This window comes from Streptomyces sp. NPDC002574, from assembly GCF_042889545.1.
In the GTDB taxonomy this organism is placed as follows: Bacteria; Actinomycetota; Actinomycetes; order Streptomycetales; family Streptomycetaceae; genus Actinacidiphila.
In genome coordinates this window covers 352783-375562 of sequence record NZ_JBIARB010000007.1, presented here as the reverse complement: position 1 = coordinate 375562, position 22780 = coordinate 352783, and the positions used below count along the sequence as shown (strand labels likewise).

Genomic DNA, 22780 nt, shown 5'->3' with positions numbered 1-22780 from the left:
CGACCTCACGGTGCGCCAGGTTCAACGCCCCGGCGGGTTTTGCCTCCCCATTGCCACACGCAGACCCATGATGTCCGCGACGGCGGTCAGCCAGCGTGCGGTGGTCTCGTCGGCATCGACGTCGGCGCCCGCGCCGGAGGCATCCGCCGCGGTGAGCCAGCGCTGCGCGAGGGCGGTCGCCCGCGGGCCCGGCAGCGGCTCGGGCAGCGCGGCGGCGGCTTGCGTACCGCCCGCGCGGACCAGCGCGGCGAGTGCCGCGACCGCGCGCGGGCGGACGTCCAGCCGGGCCAGCAGGACGGCGGCGCCGACGGCCCCGTCGCCGAAGAGCGCGGTGCGCTGCGGCCCGGGACGGGTCAGGCCGTGGCGGAGCAGCACCGGCAGGTCCTGTTCGGCGCGGTCGGCCAGCTCGGCTTCGGTGAGGGGAGCGGGTGACGGGGCCATGGGTTACCTCACGGTGACGGTGTACGTGTAGTAGCGGGGCACGGAATCGGTGGCGGTGTGCTGGGCGGTGACGCCCGGCGAGGGGGAGGCCGAGGGGCCCGCGCCCACGCACGTGCGGGCCGGGCAGTGCAGCAGCCGGACCTGCGTCCGGCCCGTGCCGACGGCCTCGAAGGCGAAGGTCTTCGCGCCGTCGTCCCCGTCCTCGGCACCCGCGCGCAGCACCGCGGTGTCCGGCGCGGGGTCGACGCGGTACCACCACTCGCCCTGTCCGGGGTCGTAGGGAACGGAGATGCGGAACTCCTCGCCCGGCGCCGCCTTGATGGCGTGCGTGCCGGTGCCGTACTCGGCGGTGCCCGACGAGCAGCCGGTCAGGGCGAGGAGCGCGGCGGCCGTCGTGGCGGCCGCGGCGGCCGGGAGGGATCGGGTGGTCATCGGCGGTCCTCGGGCGGGTTCACTCGGCGGGCAGGTGGACGGAGTAGGCGTCGGGCATGCGGTTGTCGGCGGTCCGGTCCATGCGGCCGTCGACGAAGTCGTCCTCGCTGATCCAGGTGGTGTGACCCCAGGGGTTGTAGACCTGGAGCATGTCGCCCTCCTGGCCGACGATCATCACGGCGTGGCCGACGCGGTCGCCGTGCTCGTCCTTCCCCTCGATGTTGACCGGCACCGGCTTGCCCTCGGCGACGGAGCGCTCGATGTCCGGCAGCACGTCGCGGCGGGCGTCGGCGCTGCGGACGTCCTGCTGGTGGTACTCGCTGCCGGTGTGCGGGCTGATCTCCTTGTCGGCGATCTCGGTCTGCCCCTCCAGGTCCATGCCGGTGCGCTCGCGGCCGAAGGGGAAGTCGTAGGCGTAGCCGCCGTCGCCCTCCTCGTACAGCCGGGACTGCTCGTCGCGGAGCCGTTCGCGGAAGGCGCCGGTGTCCTCCTCCTGCCCGCTCGGGCCGCCGGTCATTTCCAGGGCGTAGACCGGGTCGACCATTGCCCGGCCGGTGACCACCGAGGAGGGCACGCAGGTCGGGCCCTCCTGGGACCAGCGTTCGCCGTTGAAGTCGGCCTGGTCGGAGTTGACGTTGGAGCCGTCGGGGTTGCGGCCCTCGTCGGCCAGGCTGTCGTCGCGCGTGACGTAGGGCGTCAGGTGCCGCTGCAGCCACACCGGGTCCTTGCCGTGGATCTTGTCGCGGAAGGCGGCGACCTCGTCCACGTCGTAGCCCGCGGCCATGGCCTTGGTGAGGTAGGCGCGTTCCTCCGGGGTGGAGGCCTCGGCGAGCATCCGCTCGAAGCGCGCGCGGTCGGCCGGGGACATGCGGTCCATGCGCTGTCCGGCGCGGTCCAGGTCGGTCGCGGTGAGGATCTCGTTGTGCTCGCGGTCGCCGCCGGCCACGCCCGTGTCGGCGAGGGCGAGGCGGTCGGCGGCGGACAGTTCGCCGGTGTCCATGCGGGCGGCGCGGGCCTCGGCGGCGTACTTGTTGAGCTCGCGGGCGGCGGCGCGGGCGGCGTCGTCGGCGGTGACGGCGGCCGCGTGCAGGCGCTCGGCCCCGGCACCGGCGACGGACTGGGCGCGGCGCCGCTCGGCCTCCTCCGCGTCCTTCTCGACCATGTCGTCGAAGAAGCCGTCCTCGTCGCCCAGGATCGTCAGCGCCTCGCGCAACTGCTCGCGCCCGCCGCGGTCCTCGGCCCGCGCGGACTCCACGGCCGTGGAGAGCGTCATCAGCGCGCTGCCCGCCGCGCGGAAGGCGACGGCCATCTGGTCCGCGTCGCGGTAGGCGGCGGCCACGACGTCCGCGGCGCGCGCACCGGTGTCGCCCACCCACACCTCCGGCAGTCCCGACCGGGCGACGGACTCCACCTCGTCGTGGACCTTCTCCGCCTGGTCGGCCTGCTTGCGGTAGGTGGTGCCCAGGGTCTCCAGGACGTCGGGGTCGCCGACCGGGGCAGACACCTCCAGGGCCTTCCTGATCGCCCCGATGAGGCCGTTCTTGCTGTCGGCGCCGGCGATGTCGTCCCGCGCGGCGCTCAGGCGCTCGCGGCGGTCGGTGGTGGATTCCCCCGTGTCGGGCATGGCTGCTGGGTCCCCGTGGTGTCGTACGGCTGTGGGCTGGTGGCGGTGGACGCCGGTGCGGCGGCTATCCGAAGACCGAGCGCGGGCCCGCGGGTTCGGCCGGCGCGGTCGTCGTCGCCGCGCGCCGGAGCCCGCTCTCGGCCCCGTGCTCGGCGGTCCCGTAGGCGCGGGCGGACAGGCGTACCTTGCCGGCGAGTTCGTGCAGCGCCTCCTCCAGCAGCCGCGCCTCGGCCTGCCAGGCGGCGGCGAACCGGTCGTACGCCGGGCCGGAGTCGGAGCCGCCGAGGGCGTCGGCGGTCCAGCACAGCTGACGGGCGAGGACCTCGCCGATGTCGCCGGTGTCGTCCCCGGCGCGGTCGAGGCGGCCCGCCTGGTCGCCCATGCCGCCGCGCTGGACCTCGTACCCACCCGAGCCGTTCATGCGCATCCCCCGAATCACGCGTACTGGCCGGTCACTTGACCGCCGGTGACTATAGCAATACGCATTCTTTACCGGGCCCGGCGGCCGCCGACCGGCGTCACCGACACCGGCAGGGTCAGTTCGAGGAGCGCGCCGCCCGACGGTGCCGCGTGCGCGGTGAGCGTGCCGCCGTGCCGTCGCGCCACGTCGCGGGCGATGGCCAGGCCCAGGGCCGCGCCGCCGTCGTCGCGGCTGCGCGCGTCGGCCAGCCGTACGAACCGCTCGAAGATCCGCTCCCGTTCGGCCGCCGGCACCCACGGCGTCCACACGGGCGGTGACGATCGCGGTGGCGTCGCCACCAGCGACGACCACGGCGGCGACGACCGCTGACGCGACGGGACGGGACGGGCCGGGACGGGCCGGGCAGGTCGGTGGTGCGGACCAGCCCTCCGTTCCACGACGGCCGGTTCGTTGTTCCCGCTGAGGACGCCGTGGAACACGGTGGCCGAGGGGGTTGGCCGAAGAGGCCATTCCGCGCCCGTCGCGGCGCGGGGGCCCGATGGGCTCGGACCCCACCCGCCTCCCACCGCCTCTTCCCGTACGACAGCGCGCCCCCGAAGGGGTTGAGTGGTGGGTGGGGACGGGGCGCACCCGCCCCACCACCTACCGCACGCGACCCATGAAAGGCGTCCTGGCCCATGACCTTCCGTGAGCTCCACTTCGCGGGCGACCTGCCCCTCCTCCTCCCCAACGCCTGGGACGTCGCCTCGGCGCTCGCGTTCGCCGAGGCGGGGTTCCCGGCGGTCGGCACGACCAGCTTCGGGGTCGCCGCGGCCGCGGGCCGTGCCGACGGCGGCCGGGCCACCAAGGACGCGACCCTCGCGCTGGCCCGCGCTCTCGCGCCGCTGCCCGTCCACATCACCGCGGACATCGAGGACGGCTACGACGAGGATCCCGAGGAGGTCGCCGCGTACGCCGCCGCCCTCGGCGTGGCCGGGGTCAACATCGAGGACAGCACGGCCGGGCGGCTGATCGCGCCGGAGTCCCACGCGCGCAAGATCCGCGCGGTGAAGCGCCGTGCCCCGGGGCTCTTCGTCAACGCCCGCGTGGACACGTACTGGCTGGGCCAGGAAGCCGGCCCCGCCGAGACGCTGCGCCGTGCGACCGCGTACGTCGAGGCGGGCGCCGACGGTGTCTTCGTGCCCGGCGCGACCGATCCCGGGGAGCTGCGGCGGCTGGCCGCGGAGATCCCGGTCCCCGTCAACGTCCTCGTCGTGCCCGGTCTTTCGCTCGCCGAGCTGGGCGCCCTGGGCATCCGTCGCGTCAGCACCGGCTCCCTGCCGTACCGCTCCGCCCTCGACGCCGCGGTCGGCACGGCGACCGCCGTCCGCGACGGCCGGCCGGTCCCCGCGGCGACGCCCTACCAGGAGATGCAGCGCAGGCTCCTGCGGTACGAGGAATCCGCCCGCTGACCGCGGTTCCTGGGCCGGACGGGTGAAGCCGGGTCCCGGAACGCAACCGGCACTTCCCCGGCGGCAGTCCTGCACGGCAAGTCCGGTCGATTCCGTCCGAGATCCGAGGGGAAACACCATGAGCCTTCTCGATGCTCCGCTGCGGTCGCACGACACCACCCCCGCCCTCTCCGCCGTCGACGCCCGCTGGGTCGACCTCCACGCCGCGCTCATCGCGGCCGGCGTCCCGCCGCTCCCCGGCGACAGCTCCGCCGTCCGCGCTCTCGCCCGGAGTCTCGACGACGCCACGGTCGGCGCCGTCGTCGCCTGGATCGACAGCGCCGCCGCCCGCTGACGCGCCGCGACGGCGGAGGCCGGTCCGGCCCGCACTGTGACGAGGGTGTTACCGGAACTGTGGCCTCCGCCACGGTCGGTACGGCGCCGTCCTGATGGGGTGGGCCGATGCGCACCCTTCCCCTCACCGTGCCTGCCGTACTCGCGGGCGTCCTGGTCCTCACGGCGTGCGGAACGCAGATGGCCGGTGCACCGGGTGCACCCGGTGCACCCGGTGCCCCCGGCGGCGTCCCGCGGGCGACCGGCCCGTCGTGCCGGCCCGTACCGGCCACGGCCGGTGCCACCGGGGACGAGGGGACGGACGGCGTCGGCATCGTCGGCTCGGACGTGGCGTCGCCGTCCTGCGGCCCGGTGCTCCAGGTCACCAACCACGGGTCGGAACCCTTCACCTACACCGTCACCCTCACCTTCGCCACGGCCTCCGGAGCGGCGATGGACAATACCGAGCAGACCGTCCCGGCGGTCGGTCCGGGCCGCACCGTGCGGCGGCCGGTGGACCTCGCCGCCGGTGGCGTACGCAGTGGAGACCTTCCCCTGTACATCAAGGTCCTCCAGGTCCGCAGCGTCCCGACGGCCGAGGCGCCCGCGCCGGCCGGCCCCTGTCCGGCCTCCGGTGTGCGCGTCACCGCCGACCAGGGCGACGCCGCCATGGGACTGCGGGTCGTGGGGCTGCACTTGGAGAACTGCTCGGACGCGCCCTACCGCGTCGAGGGCTACCCGCAACTGCAGCTCCTCGACGCGGCCCACCGGCCCGTCACCGGCATCAAGATCCTTCACGGCAGCGAAACCCGCTCCGTGACCACCGGCTTCGACGACCCGCCCCGCCCTCTGGTCCTCCAGCCCGGCGAGTCCGCGTCCGCCGGGCTGATCTGGCGCAACACCGTCACCTTCGGCGACCCCGTCAACGCTCCCTACGTCCGGGTCCGTGCCGAGCCCGGCGCGAGTCCCGTGACGGTGACGCCGGAACTCGACCTCGGCACGACCGGGAAACTGGGCGTGAGCGCGTGGCAGACGTCCGAGGTCGACGCGTGGCGTTGAGTCCGGGGCCGTGCTGTCACGGGGTGTAGAGCGACTGCAGTCTGACGACCCTGCCCTGCGCGTCGAAGCTGAGGTCGTAGCCGAGCCCTTCCCGGAAGGACGGCGACTGGGCCCTCAGCCGCTTGACGAACTCGGCCGCCGAGTAGGAGGCGGGGACGGAGTCGTCCCCCAGCGGGACGGACAGGAGCAGGCGGCCGTCCGCGGCCAGCGGAACGGTGGTGTAGGGCCCCCGGCCGGGGACGATCTCCCATGCCTCGATCGGCCCGGTGGCGGCCTGCTTGCGGGCGGACCGCACGGACAGGTAGGTCCGCCCGCCGGTGGTCCAGGCGTTCTGCATCTGCACGAACTGCTTGGTGCCGGCCCATCGCGCCGCGTCGGCCGGCGGTACGGACGCCACGACGGACGGCGGCGCGTCGGCCGGCGGTACGGACGCCACCACGGAGGGCGGCGCGTCGGCCGGCGGTACGGAGGCCACAGGGGAGACGGGCCCCGACGCCGACGGGGCCCCCGGGGTCGACGGCACTGCGGAGGGCGCGGCCGGCGCGGAGGCGCCCGACGGGTCGCCGGCACCGACCTGCCGGTCGGCGCCACCGGAATCGGCACCGGAACAGGCGCTGAGGGCAAGGCAGGTGAGGGCGGCCAGGGTGCCGGCCCAGACGGCGGTCCGGCGGCGTGAGGTGAACATCGTGCGGTGTCCCATCGGTTCGGTGATCGGGATACGTACACGGCCTCTACGCACGGGCCCGCCCCGGCGGTTACACCCCGAAGGTCACGACGTCGTAAAGCCGTTGGGGCGCGCCGTCACGCCCACGCCTCCGCCTCCGCCCTCGCCCCCGCCTACGCCTCGCGCAGCGACACGACCCGGCCCTCGGTGTCGTAGTCGATCGCGAACGTCCACCGCGGACCTCCGGCCAGCCGGCCGACCAGTTCGGACAGCCGCAGGTCCGAACGGTGACCGCCGGAGAGCAGGCGCGCCTCGACCAGGGTCGCGCCGGGCAGCGTGAGGGTGTGCACGACGCCGGTGGGCGTCGCGCCTCCCGGGGCGGCCCGGAGCTGCTCGACCGTGACGCGCACCGCGTCGCCCTCGGCCACCGCGTTGTAGACGCGGCCCAGTTCGTCGGCGTACTCCGCGTCCGGGGCGGGCGCGGGAGGGGTGAAGAGCGGGGGAACCGGCGCCGGGGTGACCGCGGCGGGCCGGGGCCCGGGGACGGACCCGGCCAGCGTCAGACCGCCCGCGAGCAGTGCGCACGCCAGCAGCGCGACGCCGCCCGCCGCGGCCGTCCGCCTGCGGCGCAGCCGCCGCTCGCCGCGCGCCCGCACCTGGTGCGCGGCGAGCGGCACGACGAGGCCCTGCCCCGACTCGGCCAGTCCCGAGAGGTGTCTGCCCAGTTCGGTCTCGTCAGCCACGTTTCCCCTCCCGCAACCGGTCGGCCCGGGGATCCAGGTCCGTGTGCTCCAGCAGGCGTGCCAGGGCCGCCCGCCCCCGGCTCAGATGCACCTTGACGGTACCGACCGGCGACCCGGTCTCGGCCGCGACCTGCTCCACCGACAGATCGCACAGGTGGTGGAGGACCACCGCCCGCCGCTGCGCCTCGGGAATCCGCCGCAGCGCCTCGACCAGCACCACGTGGTGCGGCTCCGGCGGCGGCACCGCGGGCGGGGGACCCTGCCGCCGGGCAAGGGCCAGCGCGCTCCGCATCCGCCGCCACCGGCTGACGGCCAGCCGCCACGCCACGGTCCGCACCCATGCCTCGGGCGCGCCGTCCAGGTCCAGCTCGGCCCGCCGCTCCCAGGCCCGGGCGAATGCCTCCTGGACGACGTCCTGCGCCTCCGCGAGGTCGCCCGTCATCGCGTACAGCTGGCCGATGAGACGGCCCACGCTCGCGCTGTAGAAGGCATCGAAGTCGGCCTCCTCCGTGCCGCGTCCCGGCAGGTTCTCGGGCAGTCGCATGCCTCTTTCCCGGTCCCATGCCGACGGCCCGCGCCCCCGCATGATCGACGATGCGGCGCCCATTGTGCTGGCCGGGCCCGCACGGCATCAAGCGGCCCAGGGTACGGCGAAGGCCCCGACCGGTTCACGGTCGGGGCCTTCGGCGCGGGGTCCGCGCGGGGTCGGCCCGGTGCGGGATCAGTTCGCGGCGGGCTGCCCGCCGATCTCGCAGGCCTGGCAGGGCGGCCGGCCGCAGGTGCACTGGGTGATCGCCGCCAGCACCCCGTGGTCGTGGTAGAGGCACTCGTCCCGGCAGGTGTGGCGGGGGATGAAGCCCGCCTCGATCTCGCCGGGCCACGGCTCGTGCCCCTCGCGGCAGCGGGCGAACCGCTCCGGGTCGGTGGCGTGCAGTTCCCGCATGGCGGAGCGGGCGTCCTCCTCGAGCTCCCGTACCCGCGTCACGAGGGCCTTGAGCTCGGCGGCGATGCCGGCGTAGTGGTCGGCCCCGGTCCGTACGTGGGCGGCCCGCAGCGCCATCGCGGCGTTGCCGAGGAAGCGGCCGGCGTCCTGGAGGTCGGTCACGTGGTGCAGCTGAATGCCCGTCACGCCCCGGACCCACACGGCGTCCATCGTCACGTCTCTCCGCCTTTCCGGTGTTCTCCGGTGCTTCTCCGGCGCTCTGCGCGCCGTCGCCACCGCATTTCTCGGGAAAGGCGGCCGGATATCGACGCTAAATCCACGGGTGATAAGCGTCCAGGAAAAGGGCAGTGAATCGCCTCACAAGGTGCGCGTCGCGAACGCACCGCGCCCGGCACAAGCGGCGGCGGAATGTGCGGCGGCCGTCACGCGGAGCCACGACGCCCAGCCCGCGAACAGGGCCGAAAGTCCCGGGAAATGAGGGCGCCGGGCGTTCCCACCCACCCCCTGAGTCACCTTGACAACGGTGTTGCCGTGGCGTCTCCTGGAATGAGGGATCGTTCCCCGGCGAGCGCCCCGTAAAGGGGAGCGGACGCCGAGGTCGGCCGAAGTGCGCCGTTTCACGGAGGCAACTGCATGGCGACCTATGAATACTTCTGCGACCACTGCGGTTCCTTCGAGGTCAGACTCGCGATCGGCACCGCTCCCGACGGTCACGGCTGCCCCGCGTGCGCGGGCCCGGCGCGGCGGGTGTTCTCCGCCCCCTCGCTCGCCATGACGCCGCCGTCGACCGCTTCCCTCAGGGAACGGGAGGAACGGTCCCGCGAGGCCCCGGACGTCGTGTCCGCCGTGCCGTCCCGCCCGCGCCGCCGGCCCGAGCCGGCCCCGCATCCCGCGCTGTCGCGGCTGCCCCGGCCCTGACCGGGCGGAGTCCCGTCCTTCCGCATACCTAGGAGGTGCGTCCCCGTGGCCAACGTGGGACTGCTCTTCGTCGGTGCGGTCCTGTTCATGAACGGCCTGCTGCTGCTGGGAAAAGCCGACCCCAGGTCCGCGGCGGTGTTCAACCTCTTCATCGGCGCACTGCAGGTCCTCACCCCGACCTATCTCATCTTCACGGCCGGAAATGACCCGGACAAGATCCTTTCGGCGTCCGGTATCTATCTGTTCGGATTCACCTACCTCTACGTGGGCATCGTCCTGCTCGCCGGCATGGACAACATCTGCGTCGGCTACTACTCGCTGTTCGTCGCGGTGGTGGCCCTGGGGTATTCGTTCGCCAACTTCCACCTCCTGAAGGACAACCCCTTCGGGGTGATCTGGCTGTACTGGTCATTCCTGTGGGGTCTGTTCTTCGTGCTGTTCGGTCTCCGGCGGACGGAACTCACCGTTTACGTGGGCTGGGTCACGGCCATCGAGGGCTGGATCACCGGAGTGATTCCCGCGGCGCTGCTGCTGTCCGGCTACTGGAAGCACACCACGGAGATCGCCATCGCCCTGGGCGCGTTCGCCGTCGTGGTGTTCGGCGCGCTGTGGCCGCTCACCCGGAAATCACGGCAGGCGGCCCGGATCGCCGGACAGGCGTCCTGACCCGAGCCGGCCCACCCGGACCCGAACGGACCCGAAGAACCGGAGCCCCGAAGAACCGGAGACCCGGAGAAGAACGAGGAGAGGCTGTCATGCCCGACGTAGTTTTCAGCGTCGACCAGACCAAGTCGATGCGGGAGCAGGCCACGCCAGGACACAACAGGTGGCACCCCGACGTCCCGAACGTCGCCATGGTGAAACCCGGGTCCGAGTTCCGGATGGAGTGCCGTGACTGGACCGACTGCCAGATCGGCAACAACGACTCCGCCAACGACGTCCGCGACATCGACCTGACCATCCCCCACATGCTCAGCGGCCCCATCGGCGTCGAGGGCGCGGAACCCGGCGACCTGCTCGTCGTCGACATCCTCGACCTCGGCCCCGTCCCCCAGCAGACCGGGGACGCGGCGGGCCAGGGCTGGGGCTACACCGGCATCTTCGCCAAGGCCAACGGCGGCGGCTTCCTGACCGACTACTTCCCGGACGCGTACAAGGCCGTGTGGGACTTCCACGGCCAGCAGGCGGTCTCCCGGCACCTTCCCGGCATCCGCTTCACCGGTATCACCCACCCCGGACTCTTCGGCACCGCGCCCTCCGCCGAACTGCTCGCCCGGTGGAACGCCCGCGAGCAGTCGCTGATCGAGACCGACCCGCAGCGCGTCCCGCCGCTCGCCAACCCCCCGGACGCCGTCAACGCCCTCGCCGGGACGGCCACCGGCAGCCTCGCCGCGCGCATCGCGGCGGAGGGCGCCCGCACGGTGCCGGCCCGCGAGAACGGCGGCAACCACGACATCAAGAACTTCACGCGCGGCTCGCGGGTCTTCTACCCCGTGCACGTGAAGGACGCCAAGCTCTCCGGCGGCGACCTGCACTTCAGCCAGGGCGACGGGGAGATCACTTTCTGCGGCGCCATCGAGATGGGCGGCTTCGTCGACTTCCACGTCGACCTGATCAAGGGCGGCATGGAGACGTACGGCATCTCCACCAACCCCGTCTTCATGCCCGGCAACGTCGAGCCGCGCTACTCGGACTTCCTGACCTTCATCGGGATCTCCGTCGACCAGGACACGGACACCAACTACTACCTGGACGCGACGATGGCGTACCGCCGCGCCTGCCTCAACGCCGTCGAGTACCTCAAGCGCTTCGGCTACAGCGGCGAGCAGGCCTACCTCCTGCTCGGCTCCGCCCCCATCGAGGGACGCATCAGCGGCATCGTCGACATCCCCAACGCCTGCTGCTCCCTCTACCTGCCGACCGCGATGTTCGACTTCGACGTCCGCCCGTCCAGCGCCGGCCCCCTCCGCGCCGACCGCGGCCGGGCCGCCCTCACCAGCACCTGACCCCGCCGCCGCCGGGCGTGGGCCGTCGGTGTTAATGGCGCGCGCGTCCATCGGTGCCTGCCGCCGGATCGGCCGTACCGGGCCGAGGATTCGCCGTGCCAATACGTACGGACGGCTCCGACGGCAGTGAGGGGAACAACCGATGGACAGCGCAGGACTCCCGCAGCGCAGGACGCTCCTCGCCGGCGGTCTCGTGGTCGCCGCCGGCGCGCTCTCGGCGTGCTCGTCGTCGAAGAGCATCGCCCCGAGCGCGATGACGTCCGCGCCGGGGCAGTCGCGGCCGCGCACGCCGTCCGAGGCCTTCGACCGGCTGATGGACGGCAACGAGCGCTGGGTGAACGGGAACCTCCAGCACCCCGACCGGGACCCCGACCGGCGGGAGTTCGTCGCCATGAAGCAGGAGCCCTTCGGGTCGGTCCTGTCGTGCATCGACTCCCGCGTCCCGCCGGAGCTGCTCTTCGACACCGGTCTCGGCGACCTGTACGTGATGCGCACCGGCGGGCAGGCGATCGGCCCGGTGGTCACCGGTTCCGTCGAGTACGGGCCGATGACCAGCGGCACCCCGCTGGTCGTCGTCCTCGGCCACCAGCGGTGCGGTGCCATCGAGGCGGCGTACAAGGCGATGCACGGGGGCACCGCGCTGCCGGGCAACCTGGAGGCGATCTCCCGGGCCCTGCGCCCCGCGTACGAACAGGCGGTCAAGAAGGGCGGCTCCGACCCCGTCGAGACGATGACCCGCGCGCAGATCAAGATCACCGCGGACGAACTGCGGGCCAACCGGGACCTCGCCCCCCTGGTGAAGAAGGGCAGCCTCGCGGTGGTCGGCGCCTACTACTCGCTCGACACGGGCAAGGTGCAGGTCCTCACCGGCGCTCCTGCCTGATACCGGCGCTGCGCCATGGACAGGGCCGCGGTCCCGGGGCAGACTGCGCCGTGCGATCCCGAACCGAAGGCATGGGGTGGGGAACCGCGATCGAGGCCCCGGACCCCGGTGCCTTGGCGAGGTTCTCTTCGGAGCTGCTCGGCTGGCCCATCGGGCACGAGGAACCGGGAACGGCCGTCGTCGTCGCGCCCGGGGGCCCCGTCCACCTGGTGTTCCAGCAGGCGGACGACTACCGGCCCCCGGTCTGGCCGCCTGTCGACGGGCACCAGCGTCCGATGATGCACTTCGACTTCCAGGTCGGCGACCTCGACTCCGCCGTCGCCGACGCGGTCGCCCTCGGCGCCTCGCCGGCCGGTCACCAGCCCCAGGAGAACGTCCGCGTCCTCCTCGACCCGGCCGGCCACCCGTTCTGCTCGTGCAAGGAGGCGGACGGCTCCTGAGGGCGCCGGGGCCGGCGCGCGCGGGTCAGCCGCCGGTGCGGGGGAACGCCGTCTCCAGGGCCTTGGTGACCATGGCGAGCGTGCCGTCCGCCGGGCCGCGCAGGCAGACGGAGATCTGCAGCTCGAAGGGCTTGCCGGAAGGCGCCGTACGGCCGTGGCCCCACCCGATGGTCCCCACGCTCCCCAGCAGCGTGCGGCAGCCCTTCCCGGCGGTGGTGGCGCCGCCCATCGCGAGCGGCACCGCGTCGGTCGCCTTGCCTGTCGCGTCGCTGCGGAACGCCATCAGGACGCCGCCCACGTGCAGTGACGTCAAGGGCCGGCAGGTGACGAACAGTTCGTCCGGGGAGCCGGTGCACAGGGCGTGGGCCGGGGCGGTCAGAGGCTGCGAGGAGACGTAGCCGACCACATTGCCCTGCCGGTCGGCGACTTCCAGGGCGTGCCAGCCGCGCGGCACCCGCAGCGTCAGTCCCCCGAGCCCGGGCAGGTGAAGGGCCGTCAGCCCGGCGTCGACGGTCGCCGAGACCGTGGGCGAGGGCGTCGGCGTGGGAGAGGCCGCGTACGAGGGCGCCGCCGCGGGTGTCGCGGCCCGGTCCGTTCCGTTCTGCGGTGACCGCAGCCCCGGTAGGACGACGGCGAGGGCCACGACGGCGGTGAGCGCGGCGGCCGTGCCGAACGCCGCCCGGCGCCGCCGTGCGCGCCGCCGGACCCGCAGCGCGATCCGGACCAGCCGGTCGGCGGGCGTGGCCGGCTGCGGCACGGTGTCCCTCAGGAGGAGCCGTACGGCCCGCTCCGCCTCGCTCCACCGCTCGTCAGCCGCGGTGCGCATCTGCCTCACTCCCCTTCACCGGCCGGGACGTCGCCGCGCGTTCCGTGCGCGGCGGCGGGCACAGTGCCCACGCTCGCCTCAACCGGGCGAAGGCCCCTTTCGGTTGCCCGCGGGCGCGGAGTTCCTCCGGCACGGCCATGTCCGCGCCCGCAGTGATGTGCGCCACATCGTGAACGGGGGCTACGCCCTGCCCGGCGGTCCACCGGGTCCGGCGCCGCCCTGGGCACGGTCGTCGTGGTCGTCGTGGCGGCCGTGAACCACTGGACTCCGGTCCTCGACCTCCGCCTCGCCCTCGGCGCCCCGGTCGCCGGAGCCCTCGTCGGGCTGCTCGCGGGCCTCTACCCCTCGCTCCGGGCGGCCAGGACGGAGCCCGTGGACGCCCTGCGCGCGCCCTCCTGAGCGGCTTCCCCGCCCGTCGCCGAGGTCATCCGGCGGTGCCGGAGGCGCCCCGCTCCTCGGCCGCGGCGCGGCGGAACTCCGCGTTGATGCGCTGGGCTTCCTCGAGTTGGTCCTCGAGGATGATGATGCGGCAGGCGGCCTCGACCGGCGTGCCCTGGTCGACGAGTTCGCGGGCGCGGGCGGCGATCCGCAGCTGGTAGCGGGAGTACCGGCGGTGTCCGCCCTCCGAGCGCAGCGGGGTGATGAGGCGGGCCTCGCCGATGGAGCGGAGAAAACCCGGGGTGGTGCCGAGCATCTCGGCGGCCCGTCCCATGGTGTACGCGGGGTAGTCGTCGTCGTCGAGACGATCACTGAGCGGAGTGTCCTCGGTCATTCTCACCTCGTTGTGCGACGCGTCGTGAGGTCCCGGTGCCTCACGGCGCCGGGGCCCCGGGGGAAATTCAACACCATTCCCCGGTCTCCGAGCGGTGGCGACCTTCCGCTCGAACGGACCCCTGACGCGACGAGGGCCCGACCGGCATGCGCCGGTCGGGCCCTTTGCTCTGCTCGTCGATCACACCGGCGAGGGGAGTCCCAGCAGCACCGATGCCTCCTCGAGCGGGCTGAGGGCGGGCGCGGCCGAGGTCTCCGGGGCGGCGGCCCGGCACGTGAAGCCGAGACGCGTCATGGCCCGGGTGACCTCCGCGGCCGTGAAGTCGCGGCGGTCCTGCCGGGTGATGACTTCGCCGACCTGCTTCACGGGGTACTGGCGGCGGCCGATGATCACGGACTCACCCGTGATCGGTTCGGGCTTGACGCCCTTCATCGACGCCAGGACTCCGTTCTTGGTCAGTTCGAACGGGAAACGGGCGATGACGCAGCGCATGGTGCCTCACAGGTGGGGAGGGAACGGGACCGGGCGGCGGGGCGGTTGGTCCTAGGCTGCCGCGTCGAAGGTGGACCGCCGGGTCGAGCGGCGCGCCGGCCGGCCGGTCCTGCGGTTCTCGGTGGCGCCGTGGTTCTCCGTGCTGCGGCTGCGCCGGCCGCGGGGGCCGGGGACGCTGCGTCCCGTGCGCTCGGCCACCGGTGCGGTGATGACGACCGGGACGCCCGACGGGGTCCGCGCGCCGGTGATGCGGCTCAGCTCGGCCTCGCCGGAGCGGACCTGGGTGGTCCGGGGGCGGATCCCGGCGTGCACCATGAGACGGTCCATGTCGCGGCGCTGGTCGGGCGTGACCAGGGTGACGACCAGGCCGGACTCCCCGGCGCGAGCGGTGCGGCCGCCGCGGTGCAGGTAGTCCTTGTGGTCCGTGGGCGGGTCCACGTTGACCACCAGGTCGAGGTTGTCGACGTGGATGCCGCGTGCCGCGACGTTGGTCGCCACCAGCACCGTGACGTGCCCGGTCTTGAACTGCGCCAGGGTCCGGGTGCGTTGGGGCTGCGACTTGCCGCCGTGCAGCGCGGCCGCCCGTACACCGCTGTTCAGCAGGTGCGTGGTGAGCCGGTCGACGGCGCGCTTGGTGTCCAGGAACATGATCACGCGGCCCTCGCGCGCCGCGATCTCCGTCGTCGCCTGGTTCTTGTCCGCGCTGTGCACGTGGAGCACGTGGTGCTCCATCGTGGTGACCGCGCCCGCGGACGGGTCGACGGAGTGCACCACCGGGTCGGACAGGTAACGGCGGACCAGGAGGTCCACGTTGCGGTCCAGGGTGGCCGAGAAGAGCATCCGCTGCCCCTCCGGACGCACCTGGTCCAGCAGCTCCGTGACCTGCGGCATGAAGCCCATGTCGGCCATCTGGTCGGCCTCGTCGAGGACGGTGATGCCGACCTGGTCCAGGCGGCAGTCGCCGCGTGCGATGAGGTCCTTCAGCCGGCCCGGCGTCGCGACCACGACCTCCGCGCCGTTGCGCAGCGCACCGGCCTGCCGGCCGATCGACATGCCGCCCACCACGGTGGCGAGACGCAGCTGCACCGAGCGGGCGTAGGGGGTGAGCGCGTCGGTGACCTGCTGGGCCAGCTCCCGGGTCGGCACCAGCACCAGGGCCAGCGGCTGCCGGGGCTCGGCCCGCCGGCCGGCCGTACGCGCCAGCAGCGCCAGGCCGAAGGCGAGGGTCTTGCCGGATCCGGTGCGCCCGCGGCCGAGCACGTCGCGGCCCGCGAGCGAGTTCGGCAGCGTCGCCCCCTGGATCGGGAACGGCACGGTCACGCCCTCGCTGACCAGCGCGGCCAGCAGCTGCTTCGGCATGTCGAGATCGGCGAACGCCTCGACGGCCGGGAGCGCCGGGGTGGTCGTCACCGGCAGGGCGAACTCGCCCTGCGGCGCGGCCGGACGGCGCCGCTGACCGCCCGAACGGCTCGGAGCGCCGGAGCGGTTGGAGCTGTAGGTCTTGCCACCCGCGCGGCTGCCGCCGGTGCCGGTGCCGGAACTGCCGGAACGGGTACGGGTGTAACGGTCGTTCGTACGTGTGCGGTTCATGGAGAACCTTCCTCGAAGCGGCACGCATCAAGGAATTTCTGCGGCGATGAACAGCACAGAGAATCGCAAGTACGGGCCGGAAAAGAAGCGAAAACGGATCCGACCCGGCGGAGAACGCTCGCGGGTCGAGGCGCCGAAAGGGTCGGCGCGATCCTGGTGGGAGAATGCGGGGCGGGCAGTGTGCGGTACGTCCCTGTGGCTGTCGCGGCGCGACGCCGAGGGAAACATCCGTCATGGGGCGGGTTCATCGACCCGCCGGAATGCCGCTGCCCCGCTGGTCGTCGCGGCGCGACGCAGGGGCCGCGCCCGGAAGGGCAACACGCCGAGGCCCGCACCCCTTGGTGCGGGCCCCAGCGGCGAACTGCGCGTGCGGTGATCAGGCGGGAACGATGTTCTCGGCCGTCGGGCCCTTCTGGCCCTGCGCGATGTCGAAGCTCACCTTCTGGCCTTCGAGCAGCTCGCGGAAGCCCTGGGCGGCGATGTTCGAGTAGTGGGCGAACACGTCAGGCCCGCCGCCGTCCTGCTCGATGAAGCCGAAACCCTTTTCCGCGTTGAACCACTTCACGGTGCCAGTAGTCATGTGTCAAATCTCCTTCGGGCAGTGCCCGGAATCCGCACTGTGCGGACTCCGCGTCGCTGTGATGATGACCCTGCCCGGGAAATGACCGGAAATGCACAGCACTTCCACCGGCGTGGAGACCGGTGAACGCACCGGAAGTTCTTGGGTATCACAACTGCAACTGCTTCGACAGTAGCACGGAGCGATCGACCGTGCGCGGTGGATAATTACGCTCCGCCTGTTGTGCCAGAAAGCCTCACCGCGCGTCGCGTAAATTTCTCTCTTCGCCACCGCAGATATTGACGCGCCCCGACATCGTTTTCCCCGGTGGCCCCCGGGTCCTCGCCCGCCCCGCCGCGGCCCCGCGACACGCTCGGAGCGCGCCCCGCGGGTGCCGTCGGCGGGTGGACAAGTTCACGCGGCCTCGAGGCGGCCCACGGGCGCCGGCGGGGCCGTTCCGGCAGGTCAGGGCGGGGTGCGGGGCGCCGTGCGGAGGTCTGTCCGTCATTCGTGCGCATGTTCGAGCCTATGCGCCGGGCATCCCACCACGCATACTGGCTGCAATGACGAAAAGATCCGCGCCCCCGCGCCACTTGCCCACGAGCCCCTTCAAGGCGCCCGCCGAACCGGTCCTCAAGCAGTTCGCCGTGGGGGACCGTGTCTCCCACGACCAGCACGGCCTTGGAAAAGTCATGGCCGAGGAGGCCGCGGGCGGGGCACTGCTCGTCGACTTCGGTTCCCAGCTGACGCGCATCGTCAGCCCCTACTACGGCATGCACAAGCTCTGACCACGCGACCCCTCACCGGTGGCCTCGACTACCGTCGGGCCACCCCTTCGCGTGCCCTGCGACGCTGTGCCGGGCACGCGACCGCCTGACGGTACGCGGCAGGCCGCTCAGGCATGCCCGGGAGCCGGCGGGCCTCAGAGCCGGACCGCCCCCAGCCACACCGCCGCCGCCGCGGCGAGCAGCAGGACGATGTTGAGCCCGATCACCCGCACCTCCCCCCGGGACAGGTGCAGGACCGTCCCGCCGATCTGTATCAGGACCAGGCCGACGGCCGCCGCGATCGCGAGCCCGGGTGCCACCCCCGTCAGGGGCGGCAGGACGAGTCCCAGCGCGCCGAGGACCTCCAGCCCGCCGATGACCCTGACCAGCGGCATCGGCACGCGGTCCACCCAGCCCATCATGGGCCGCAGTCGCTCCCGCGTCTGAAGGAGCTTCTTGCCCCCCGCATAGGCGTAGAACAGGGCGAGGAGCCCGGCGACGATCCAGTACGCGACGTGCATGATGGCCCCCACACGATGGTCTCGAAACGCGAGTGGCCACATCATGGGTCAGCGCCGGACGCCGTACAAAAGGCACACGGATGTGAGCAACGCACAAGGAGTTGTCATGTCGCAGTACGAGCACACGTGCATGATCCGCGGGGACGGCGGCCGGACCGTGCGCGCCGTACTGGACCGGATCTGCGACAAGTGGACGCTGCTCGTGGTGGCCACGCTCGACGGCGGACGCATGCGCTTCACCGAACTCCACCAGCACATCCCCGGCATCTCGCAGCGGATGCTGACCCTGACCCTGCGCAACCTGGAGCGGGACGGCCTCGTCTCCCGCACCGCCTACGCGGAGGTGCCGCCGCGCGTCGAGTACGCGCTGACCTCCCTGGGGAAGAGCCTCATCCCTCCCGCACTGGCCCTCGCGGGCTGGGCCATGGAGCACAACGCGGAGATCCAGGCCAGCAGGGCCGCGTACGGCCCGCGGGCGGACTGAACCGGGCTTCGACGCGGCCGGCCGCCGGGAACGGTGAAACATTTCGGCGGCCCCACCGCATTAGTGGGGTGAGGCCGGTGTCGACGACTGCGGGGGCATGATGGGGCAGGGACGGGCGAAGGACTACGCCGAGTTCGCGGAGGCGCGGGCGGGGCACCTCTACCGTTCCGCCTGCCTGCTCACCGGTGGTGACACCCACCTCGCCGAGGACCTGGTCCAGGAGACGCTCGGCCGCCTGTACGTCAGTTGGCGACGGGTCTCCCGCGTCGGCAACCCCGCCGGGTACGCCCAGACCACCCTCACCCGTGTCTTCCTCGCCCACCAGCGGCGCCGCAGCAGCAAGGAACGGGCCACGGACGTCCTCCCCGACCTCCCGGACCCGCGGAGCACCGGCGCGGACCCGCTCCTGCGGCTGACCCTGGTCGAAGCGCTGGGCCAACTGTCCCCCAAGGACCGGGCCGTGGTCTTCCTGCGCTACTGGGAGGACCGCAGCATCGAGGAGACCGCCGATGTGATGGAGGCCAGCTCGGCCGCGGTGCGCACGCGCTGCAACCGCGCCCTGGGCCGGCTCCGGGCGCTGGTCGGTGACGCCATCGGCGAGTACGCGTCACCCTGACCGGCCGCAGGCCATTTCCCCCATTCCGACAACCGTGCAGAGACGGCGGTTCGCCATGCCCGTTGAAGACCACAAGGAACACGACGACCTCTTCGAGGACCAGCTCGGGGAAGCCCTCCTCCACGCCGGTGGAGACTACGAGACGGACCGCAGGGCCCTGGTCGCGGCCGGGACGGCACGCGGCCGCACGCTCCTGCGGCGGCGCAGGGCAGCCATCGCGGCAGGCGTGGCCGCGGTCGCCCTCGTCGGCGTGGGCGGATCGCTCCTCGTCCCCTCGGGCGGCGACGGGGGCGGCAGGCAGACCGTGGCCGCCGGACGGCCGACCCCGCCCCCGCCCTCGGAGAACGACGGAGAGATCTCCGCCGCCGATCTGATCAGCACCCTCAAGGGACTGTTGCCCAAGGGCGAGTTCCGTGAGGAGCAGGGGCGCGGCGTCGGGGCACGGCCGGGGCCGTACGCGCAGCTCGTGTACGACGACGGCAAGGGAGGCGGCGCGGTCTCCGTGGGCCTGGGCCGCGTCGAGCCGGGCAGCGAGCAGGCCCGCGAACTCGCTTCCTGCCCGGACAGGATCGCGATCCCGTACGACCACTGCACCGCCACCGTACTGGCCGACGGCTCGACACTCACGCTCTTCCAGGGGTACGAGTACCCGGACCGCCGTGTGGACACGAAGTGGTGGCACGCCGACTTCGTGAGCCCTCTGGGACACCACGTCGACGTCAGCGAGTGGAACGCCGAGGCCGAGAAGGACGCGCCGGAAACCAGGGACGAACCTCCCCTGTCCATGGCGCAGTTGACGAAGGTCGCCACGGCCACGGCCTGGCGCAAGGCCATCGACGCCATTCCCAAGGACCCCCGGCAGGTCCCGCAGGCCCCGTCGTCCGACCCCGACGGCGGCGCGGTCCGTCACACCCTCGTCTCCCTGCTCCCCAAGGGGGTCACGGTGGTCACGAAGGGCAGCCCGCAGGACGGTTTCGCGGATCTCGTGCTCGACGACGGCAAGGGCAGGAGCCTGGTCCAGATCAATGTGCAGCCCCGCATGTCGGACGTCGAGGGCGAGCTCTTCGGTTCCGACGCCGAGGTCCTGCCCGACGGCACGAAGGTGGTGTCGCACCAGGAACCGGGCGAGAAGGGCGGGGCAGGGGTCGTCATGTGGACCGTCGACACGATCCGGCCCGACGGGCTGCGGGTGGTGGTCAGTGCCTTCAACGCCGGCGACCAGCACAGCGCCGCGACGCGCGACACCCCCGCGCTGACCATGAAGCAGCTCAGGGCGATCGCCACCAGCGCCAAGTGGAAGAAGCTGGTCTGATCCCCCGCGGGAGCGAGCCGGTACTGCGCTCGCTCACCGCAGTCGCAGTGGCCGTGCCGGCAGGGAGCCGGCACGGCCGCTCGGCGTCCCGCGGGATCCGGGCGATGCCGCGTCCTGCTCAGTCCCGTGCCGCGGCCGCCCACTCCCGTGCGGCGTCCGCGCCCCAGCTCGCCAGCAGGCCCAGTGCCTCCTGCGACGCCGAACCGGGCTCGGCGTGGTACGTCGACAGCGACTGCTCCGCATCGTCGGGGAGCGCGAACGACTCGTAGCGCAGGGTCAGTTCACCGGCGAGCGGGTGCGTCAACCGCATGCTGCCGTGCGACTTCCTCCTGACGTCGTGGGCGGCCCAGAGCCTCCGGAAGTCCGTGCTCTTGACGGAGAGCTCCCCTACCAGCGCCGCGAGCAGCGGATCGCCGGGGTGCAGGCCGGCGTCCAGCCTCAGCTGTCCCACCACGTCCGAGGCCTTGGACTCCCAGTCGGCGAAGAGCCGCGTGGCCGCCGGGTCGAGGAAGGCGATCCTGGCCCAGTTCCGCTCCTGCGGGGCGCGCGCCGCCCAGTCGCCGAAGAGCGCGGACGCGGTGCGGTTCCACGCCAGGACGTCGGTGCGGCGGCCCCAGACGTACGCGGGTACGCCCTCCAGCGCCGTCAGCAGATGCAGGAGCGCGGGCCGTACCTGCTGCCGCCGCGCCTCGGGCCGTTGCTTGCGATGCCTCGGCTTGGCGAGGTGCAGCAGATGGTCGTGCTCCGCGTCGGAGAGCCTGAGCGCAGCGGAGATCGCGTCCAGTACCTCGACCGAGACGTTGTGGCCGTTGCCCTGCTCGAGGCGCGTGTAATACGCCACGGAGACACCGGCGAGCTGTGCCAGCTCCTCCCGCCTCAGGCCCGGCACCCGGCGCCGGCCGTACTCCGCGAGCCCCACGTCGGCGGGCTTCAGCCGGGCCCTGCGGGTGCGCAGGAACTCGTTCAGTTCCGCGCGCAGGTCGAGGCGCCGCTCCTGGCCGGGCGGTTCACGGCCGGGTTCGGTGCCGGTGTGCGGGGCGGAGTGGGTGGCCATGGCCTCCAGTATCCCGCCGGCCGCCGGACGGATCCTGTCCCTGCCAGTGGTACGCACACCGAACGTGGGCAGAGCAGGGCTCTGGGTAACGCCGCATCGCCGGAGCAGCCTGAACGCGTCCCCGGGAAACCGCCCGGGGTCACCCGACCGGGGGCCGGCAGTCGGCCCGACCGAGGCCGTTCCGGATCGCGTGCCGCCTTCGGCCCGTGCGTCCACCGCCGGGTCACCCTCAGCCCATGGACAGAACGCATGACGCAGACAACCCTTGCCCCGCCCACCCGACAGCGCGGGCGGGACCGCCTTCCTCGCACGGCCCTGTTCGGCCTCTTCCTCAGCGGGTTCGTCGGCATCCTCACCGAATGCCTGCCGGCCGGCCTGCTGCCGGACATCAGCGGCACGCTGCACACGAGCGTCTCGCTCACCGGCCAGACCGTGACGATCTACGCCGCCGCCACCGCGATCGGAGCCATCCCGCTGGCGCGGGCGACGTCCCACTGGCCCCGCAAGAACGTGCTCCAGCTCGCGCTCGCCACCGTCGCCGTCACCAACGCACTCACCGCCCTGTCCGGCGACTACGCGCTGACCCTGGTGATCCGGTTCGTCGCCGGTCTGGGCACCGGGCTCATCTGGCCGCTCCTCGGCGGTTACGCCGCTCGCCTCGCGCCCGAGGGGAGGCAGGGCCGTGCCATCGCCATCGCCCTGGCCGGGACCCCGGTCTCCCTGGCGCTCGGCATCCCCGCGGGAACCTGGCTGGGCGGCCTCGGCGGCTGGCAGCTCGCCTTCTGGGCATCCGCCGCGCTGACCGCGCTGACCATGGTGTGGATCCTGGCGACGCTTCCGAACCTGGAAGGCCGGCCGGCGGACCAGCGCGTGAAGGTCTCGCGGGTCCTGGTGACTCCCGGGCTGCGCGTCATCCTGACGGCGCTTGCCGCCTACATGATCGCGCACAACATCCTGTACACCTACGTCACCGACTTCCTCAGGCACCTGGGCATGGGCGGTCAGACGGGCTGGGTGCTGTTCGCCTTCGGTGCCACGTCCATCCTGACCGTTCTGGTGGTCGGCACCCACATCGACCGCCACCTCCGCAAGCTCGTCGTGGCCAGCACCGCACTCTTCGCGATCGCCGTGCTCGTTCTGGCCCTGTTCTCCGGTGTGCCGGTGCTGATCTATGCGGCCGCCGCGGCGTGGGGCCTCGCGTTCGGCAGCTCGCCGAGCCTGTTCATCGGCGCCGCCATCAACGCGACGGGAGCGGCCGCGGACGTCGCCCAGTCGATCACCATCACGGTCTTCTCCGCGTCCATCGCCCTCGGCGGCCTCCTCGGCGGCGTCCTGGTCGCGGACCTGGGCGCCGCCTCGATCACTTGGGCGTCGCTGGCCCTGCTGGCCGTGGCCGCCGCGGCCGTTGTCGGCGGAAAGAAGCACGCTTTTCCCGGCAGCGCCTGACCGG

At 72.9% G+C, this 22780-nt stretch carries 29 protein-coding genes and 1 pseudogene; 14 read left to right on the top strand and 16 right to left on the bottom strand.

Annotation, left to right across the window (positions count from 1 at the left end):
- Positions 1–21: 21 nt before the first annotated feature.
- The 5 genes and pseudogenes from ACFYXS_RS19255 to ACFYXS_RS19235 all read right to left on the bottom strand — a co-directional run.
- Positions 22–441, bottom strand: a complete 420-nt coding sequence (locus tag ACFYXS_RS19255) for a hypothetical protein (protein WP_389249532.1) — start codon at positions 439–441, stop codon at positions 22–24.
- A 3-nt stretch (positions 442–444) separates the two neighbouring features.
- A complete protein-coding gene (locus tag ACFYXS_RS19250) occupies positions 445–873 on the bottom strand; it encodes a hypothetical protein (RefSeq protein WP_389249530.1) in 429 nt (142 codons plus the stop codon).
- Between the two features lie 19 nt (positions 874–892).
- Positions 893–2497 (bottom strand): peptidoglycan-binding protein, encoded by a 1605-nt coding sequence (locus tag ACFYXS_RS19245; protein WP_389249528.1) that lies wholly within the window; start codon positions 2495–2497, stop codon positions 893–895.
- A 64-nt stretch (positions 2498–2561) separates the two neighbouring features.
- The gene (locus ACFYXS_RS19240; protein WP_389249526.1) at positions 2562–2918 is read right to left on the bottom strand and encodes a WXG100 family type VII secretion target; all 357 of its coding nucleotides are present in this window, start codon (positions 2916–2918) and stop codon (positions 2562–2564) included.
- Between the two features lie 68 nt (positions 2919–2986).
- A pseudogene (locus ACFYXS_RS19235) lies at positions 2987–3211 on the bottom strand (ATP-binding protein); the annotation flags it as partial.
- Between the two features lie 384 nt (positions 3212–3595).
- Between ACFYXS_RS19235 and ACFYXS_RS19230 the strand changes: the two are divergent.
- From ACFYXS_RS19230 to ACFYXS_RS19220, 3 genes are all read left to right on the top strand, one after another.
- Positions 3596–4369, top strand: coding sequence for an isocitrate lyase/phosphoenolpyruvate mutase family protein (locus ACFYXS_RS19230; RefSeq protein ID WP_389249524.1), 774 nt, complete (start codon positions 3596–3598; stop codon positions 4367–4369).
- A gap of 118 nt (positions 4370–4487) precedes the next feature.
- On the top strand, positions 4488–4703 hold the full coding sequence (locus ACFYXS_RS19225) for a hypothetical protein (RefSeq protein WP_389249522.1): 216 nt from the start codon (positions 4488–4490) through the stop codon (positions 4701–4703).
- A gap of 107 nt (positions 4704–4810) precedes the next feature.
- Complete coding sequence (locus ACFYXS_RS19220; RefSeq protein ID WP_389249520.1) at positions 4811–5740, top strand: DUF4232 domain-containing protein; 930 nt, start codon at positions 4811–4813, stop codon at positions 5738–5740.
- Positions 5741–5756: 16 nt separating this feature from the next.
- Here ACFYXS_RS19220 and ACFYXS_RS19215 read toward each other — a convergent pair whose 3' ends face one another.
- The 4 genes from ACFYXS_RS19215 to ACFYXS_RS19200 all read right to left on the bottom strand — a co-directional run bounded on the left by ACFYXS_RS19215 (position 5757) and on the right by ACFYXS_RS19200 (position 8300).
- Positions 5757–6440 carry a hypothetical protein gene (locus ACFYXS_RS19215; protein WP_389249518.1) on the bottom strand — a complete coding sequence of 228 codons (684 nt, stop codon included), beginning with the start codon at positions 6438–6440 and terminating at the stop codon, positions 5757–5759.
- Between the two features lie 137 nt (positions 6441–6577).
- On the bottom strand, positions 6578–7147 hold the full coding sequence (locus ACFYXS_RS19210; protein WP_389249516.1) for a hypothetical protein: 570 nt from the start codon (positions 7145–7147) through the stop codon (positions 6578–6580).
- Positions 7140–7691 carry a SigE family RNA polymerase sigma factor gene (locus ACFYXS_RS19205; protein ID WP_389249514.1) on the bottom strand — a complete coding sequence of 184 codons (552 nt, stop codon included), beginning with the start codon at positions 7689–7691 and terminating at the stop codon, positions 7140–7142. The genes ACFYXS_RS19210 and ACFYXS_RS19205 overlap by 8 nt, the downstream gene beginning before the upstream one ends.
- A 177-nt stretch (positions 7692–7868) precedes the next feature.
- Positions 7869–8300: a hypothetical protein gene (locus ACFYXS_RS19200; protein WP_319660392.1), complete on the bottom strand. Its 432-nt coding sequence runs from the start codon at positions 8298–8300 to the stop codon at positions 7869–7871.
- Positions 8301–8723: 423 nt separating this feature from the next.
- Here ACFYXS_RS19200 and ACFYXS_RS19195 point away from each other — a divergent pair, with 423 nt between their 5' ends.
- The 5 genes from ACFYXS_RS19195 (at position 8724) to ACFYXS_RS19175 (ending at position 12337) form a co-directional block, all read left to right on the top strand.
- Complete coding sequence (locus ACFYXS_RS19195) at positions 8724–9008, top strand: FmdB family zinc ribbon protein (RefSeq protein WP_389249512.1); 285 nt, start codon at positions 8724–8726, stop codon at positions 9006–9008.
- A 45-nt stretch (positions 9009–9053) separates the two neighbouring features.
- Positions 9054–9674 carry an AmiS/UreI family transporter gene (locus ACFYXS_RS19190; protein ID WP_389249510.1) on the top strand — a complete coding sequence of 207 codons (621 nt, stop codon included), beginning with the start codon at positions 9054–9056 and terminating at the stop codon, positions 9672–9674.
- A gap of 89 nt (positions 9675–9763) precedes the next feature.
- Positions 9764–11014 (top strand): formamidase, encoded by a 1251-nt coding sequence (gene fmdA, locus ACFYXS_RS19185; RefSeq protein ID WP_389249508.1) that lies wholly within the window; start codon positions 9764–9766, stop codon positions 11012–11014.
- A gap of 142 nt (positions 11015–11156) precedes the next feature.
- Positions 11157–11897 carry a carbonic anhydrase gene (locus tag ACFYXS_RS19180; RefSeq protein ID WP_389249506.1) on the top strand — a complete coding sequence of 247 codons (741 nt, stop codon included), beginning with the start codon at positions 11157–11159 and terminating at the stop codon, positions 11895–11897.
- Positions 11898–11968: 71 nt separating this feature from the next.
- The gene (locus ACFYXS_RS19175; protein WP_389249504.1) at positions 11969–12337 is read left to right on the top strand and encodes a VOC family protein; all 369 of its coding nucleotides are present in this window, start codon (positions 11969–11971) and stop codon (positions 12335–12337) included.
- Between the two features lie 25 nt (positions 12338–12362).
- Here ACFYXS_RS19175 and ACFYXS_RS19170 read toward each other — a convergent pair whose 3' ends face one another.
- The gene (locus ACFYXS_RS19170; protein ID WP_389249501.1) at positions 12363–13163 is read right to left on the bottom strand and encodes a hypothetical protein; all 801 of its coding nucleotides are present in this window, start codon (positions 13161–13163) and stop codon (positions 12363–12365) included.
- Between the two features lie 252 nt (positions 13164–13415).
- Here ACFYXS_RS19170 and ACFYXS_RS19165 point away from each other — a divergent pair, with 252 nt between their 5' ends.
- Positions 13416–13562 (top strand): ABC transporter permease, encoded by a 147-nt coding sequence (locus ACFYXS_RS19165; RefSeq protein ID WP_389249499.1) that lies wholly within the window; start codon positions 13416–13418, stop codon positions 13560–13562.
- Between the two features lie 25 nt (positions 13563–13587).
- On the opposite strand, the gene ACFYXS_RS19160 is transcribed toward ACFYXS_RS19165, so the two are convergent.
- The 4 genes from ACFYXS_RS19160 to ACFYXS_RS19145 form a co-directional block, all read right to left on the bottom strand.
- Entirely contained in the window at positions 13588–13935 is a 348-nt protein-coding gene (locus tag ACFYXS_RS19160) for a MerR family transcriptional regulator (protein WP_384280813.1), read from the bottom strand.
- 180 nt (positions 13936–14115) lie between these two features.
- On the bottom strand, positions 14116–14427 hold the full coding sequence (locus ACFYXS_RS19155) for an SCO5918 family protein (protein WP_389249497.1): 312 nt from the start codon (positions 14425–14427) through the stop codon (positions 14116–14118).
- Positions 14428–14478: 51 nt separating this feature from the next.
- Positions 14479–16017: a DEAD/DEAH box helicase gene (locus tag ACFYXS_RS19150; RefSeq protein WP_389249495.1), complete on the bottom strand. Its 1539-nt coding sequence runs from the start codon at positions 16015–16017 to the stop codon at positions 14479–14481.
- Positions 16018–16393: 376 nt separating this feature from the next.
- Positions 16394–16597 carry a cold-shock protein gene (locus tag ACFYXS_RS19145; RefSeq protein WP_272118185.1) on the bottom strand — a complete coding sequence of 68 codons (204 nt, stop codon included), beginning with the start codon at positions 16595–16597 and terminating at the stop codon, positions 16394–16396.
- 542 nt (positions 16598–17139) lie between these two features.
- On the opposite strand from ACFYXS_RS19145, the gene ACFYXS_RS19140 reads away from it, so the two are divergent.
- Positions 17140–17364: a hypothetical protein gene (locus ACFYXS_RS19140; RefSeq protein ID WP_319660205.1), complete on the top strand. Its 225-nt coding sequence runs from the start codon at positions 17140–17142 to the stop codon at positions 17362–17364.
- A gap of 134 nt (positions 17365–17498) precedes the next feature.
- Here the strand turns inward: ACFYXS_RS19140 and ACFYXS_RS19135 are convergent, their stop codons facing one another.
- Complete coding sequence (locus tag ACFYXS_RS19135; protein WP_389249492.1) at positions 17499–17864, bottom strand: DoxX family protein; 366 nt, start codon at positions 17862–17864, stop codon at positions 17499–17501.
- A gap of 106 nt (positions 17865–17970) precedes the next feature.
- On the opposite strand from ACFYXS_RS19135, the gene ACFYXS_RS19130 reads away from it, so the two are divergent.
- From ACFYXS_RS19130 to ACFYXS_RS19120, 3 genes are all read left to right on the top strand, one after another.
- The gene (locus tag ACFYXS_RS19130; RefSeq protein WP_389249490.1) at positions 17971–18348 is read left to right on the top strand and encodes a winged helix-turn-helix transcriptional regulator; all 378 of its coding nucleotides are present in this window, start codon (positions 17971–17973) and stop codon (positions 18346–18348) included.
- 100 nt (positions 18349–18448) lie between these two features.
- Positions 18449–18964, top strand: a complete 516-nt coding sequence (locus tag ACFYXS_RS19125; protein ID WP_389249886.1) for a SigE family RNA polymerase sigma factor — start codon at positions 18449–18451, stop codon at positions 18962–18964.
- Positions 18965–19019: 55 nt separating this feature from the next.
- On the top strand, positions 19020–20276 hold the full coding sequence (locus ACFYXS_RS19120; protein WP_389249488.1) for a hypothetical protein: 1257 nt from the start codon (positions 19020–19022) through the stop codon (positions 20274–20276).
- Between the two features lie 118 nt (positions 20277–20394).
- On the opposite strand, the gene ACFYXS_RS19115 is transcribed toward ACFYXS_RS19120, so the two are convergent.
- Positions 20395–21330: a helix-turn-helix domain-containing protein gene (locus ACFYXS_RS19115; protein WP_389249486.1), complete on the bottom strand. Its 936-nt coding sequence runs from the start codon at positions 21328–21330 to the stop codon at positions 20395–20397.
- A gap of 249 nt (positions 21331–21579) precedes the next feature.
- Here ACFYXS_RS19115 and ACFYXS_RS19110 point away from each other — a divergent pair, with 249 nt between their 5' ends.
- Positions 21580–22776, top strand: coding sequence for an MFS transporter (locus ACFYXS_RS19110; protein ID WP_389249484.1), 1197 nt, complete (start codon positions 21580–21582; stop codon positions 22774–22776).
- Positions 22777–22780: the final 4 nt, after the last annotated feature.

Coding starts and splice junctions, on each gene's coding strand:
- ACFYXS_RS19255 (WP_389249532.1), bottom strand. CDS start 441: ATGGCCCCGTCACCCGCTCCCCTCACCGAAGCCGAGCTGGCCGACCGC.
- ACFYXS_RS19250 (WP_389249530.1), bottom strand. CDS start 873: ATGACCACCCGATCCCTCCCGGCCGCCGCGGCCGCCACGACGGCCGCC.
- ACFYXS_RS19245 (WP_389249528.1), bottom strand. CDS start 2,497: ATGCCCGACACGGGGGAATCCACCACCGACCGCCGCGAGCGCCTGAGC.
- ACFYXS_RS19240 (WP_389249526.1), bottom strand. CDS start 2,918: ATGAACGGCTCGGGTGGGTACGAGGTCCAGCGCGGCGGCATGGGCGAC.
- ACFYXS_RS19230 (WP_389249524.1), top strand. CDS start 3,596: ATGACCTTCCGTGAGCTCCACTTCGCGGGCGACCTGCCCCTCCTCCTC.
- ACFYXS_RS19225 (WP_389249522.1), top strand. CDS start 4,488: ATGAGCCTTCTCGATGCTCCGCTGCGGTCGCACGACACCACCCCCGCC.
- ACFYXS_RS19220 (WP_389249520.1), top strand. CDS start 4,811: ATGCGCACCCTTCCCCTCACCGTGCCTGCCGTACTCGCGGGCGTCCTG.
- ACFYXS_RS19215 (WP_389249518.1), bottom strand. CDS start 6,440: ATGGGACACCGCACGATGTTCACCTCACGCCGCCGGACCGCCGTCTGG.
- ACFYXS_RS19205 (WP_389249514.1), bottom strand. CDS start 7,691: ATGCGACTGCCCGAGAACCTGCCGGGACGCGGCACGGAGGAGGCCGAC.
- ACFYXS_RS19200 (WP_319660392.1), bottom strand. CDS start 8,300: ATGGACGCCGTGTGGGTCCGGGGCGTGACGGGCATTCAGCTGCACCAC.
- ACFYXS_RS19195 (WP_389249512.1), top strand. CDS start 8,724: ATGGCGACCTATGAATACTTCTGCGACCACTGCGGTTCCTTCGAGGTC.
- fmdA (WP_389249508.1), top strand. CDS start 9,764: ATGCCCGACGTAGTTTTCAGCGTCGACCAGACCAAGTCGATGCGGGAG.
- ACFYXS_RS19180 (WP_389249506.1), top strand. CDS start 11,157: ATGGACAGCGCAGGACTCCCGCAGCGCAGGACGCTCCTCGCCGGCGGT.
- ACFYXS_RS19175 (WP_389249504.1), top strand. CDS start 11,969: ATGGGGTGGGGAACCGCGATCGAGGCCCCGGACCCCGGTGCCTTGGCG.
- ACFYXS_RS19170 (WP_389249501.1), bottom strand. CDS start 13,163: ATGCGCACCGCGGCTGACGAGCGGTGGAGCGAGGCGGAGCGGGCCGTA.
- ACFYXS_RS19160 (WP_384280813.1), bottom strand. CDS start 13,935: ATGACCGAGGACACTCCGCTCAGTGATCGTCTCGACGACGACGACTAC.
- ACFYXS_RS19155 (WP_389249497.1), bottom strand. CDS start 14,427: ATGCGCTGCGTCATCGCCCGTTTCCCGTTCGAACTGACCAAGAACGGA.
- ACFYXS_RS19150 (WP_389249495.1), bottom strand. CDS start 16,017: ATGAACCGCACACGTACGAACGACCGTTACACCCGTACCCGTTCCGGC.
- ACFYXS_RS19145 (WP_272118185.1), bottom strand. CDS start 16,597: ATGACTACTGGCACCGTGAAGTGGTTCAACGCGGAAAAGGGTTTCGGC.
- ACFYXS_RS19140 (WP_319660205.1), top strand. CDS start 17,140: ATGACGAAAAGATCCGCGCCCCCGCGCCACTTGCCCACGAGCCCCTTC.
- ACFYXS_RS19135 (WP_389249492.1), bottom strand. CDS start 17,864: ATGCACGTCGCGTACTGGATCGTCGCCGGGCTCCTCGCCCTGTTCTAC.
- ACFYXS_RS19130 (WP_389249490.1), top strand. CDS start 17,971: ATGTCGCAGTACGAGCACACGTGCATGATCCGCGGGGACGGCGGCCGG.
- ACFYXS_RS19125 (WP_389249886.1), top strand. CDS start 18,449: ATGGGGCAGGGACGGGCGAAGGACTACGCCGAGTTCGCGGAGGCGCGG.
- ACFYXS_RS19120 (WP_389249488.1), top strand. CDS start 19,020: ATGCCCGTTGAAGACCACAAGGAACACGACGACCTCTTCGAGGACCAG.
- ACFYXS_RS19115 (WP_389249486.1), bottom strand. CDS start 21,330: ATGGCCACCCACTCCGCCCCGCACACCGGCACCGAACCCGGCCGTGAA.
- ACFYXS_RS19110 (WP_389249484.1), top strand. CDS start 21,580: ATGACGCAGACAACCCTTGCCCCGCCCACCCGACAGCGCGGGCGGGAC.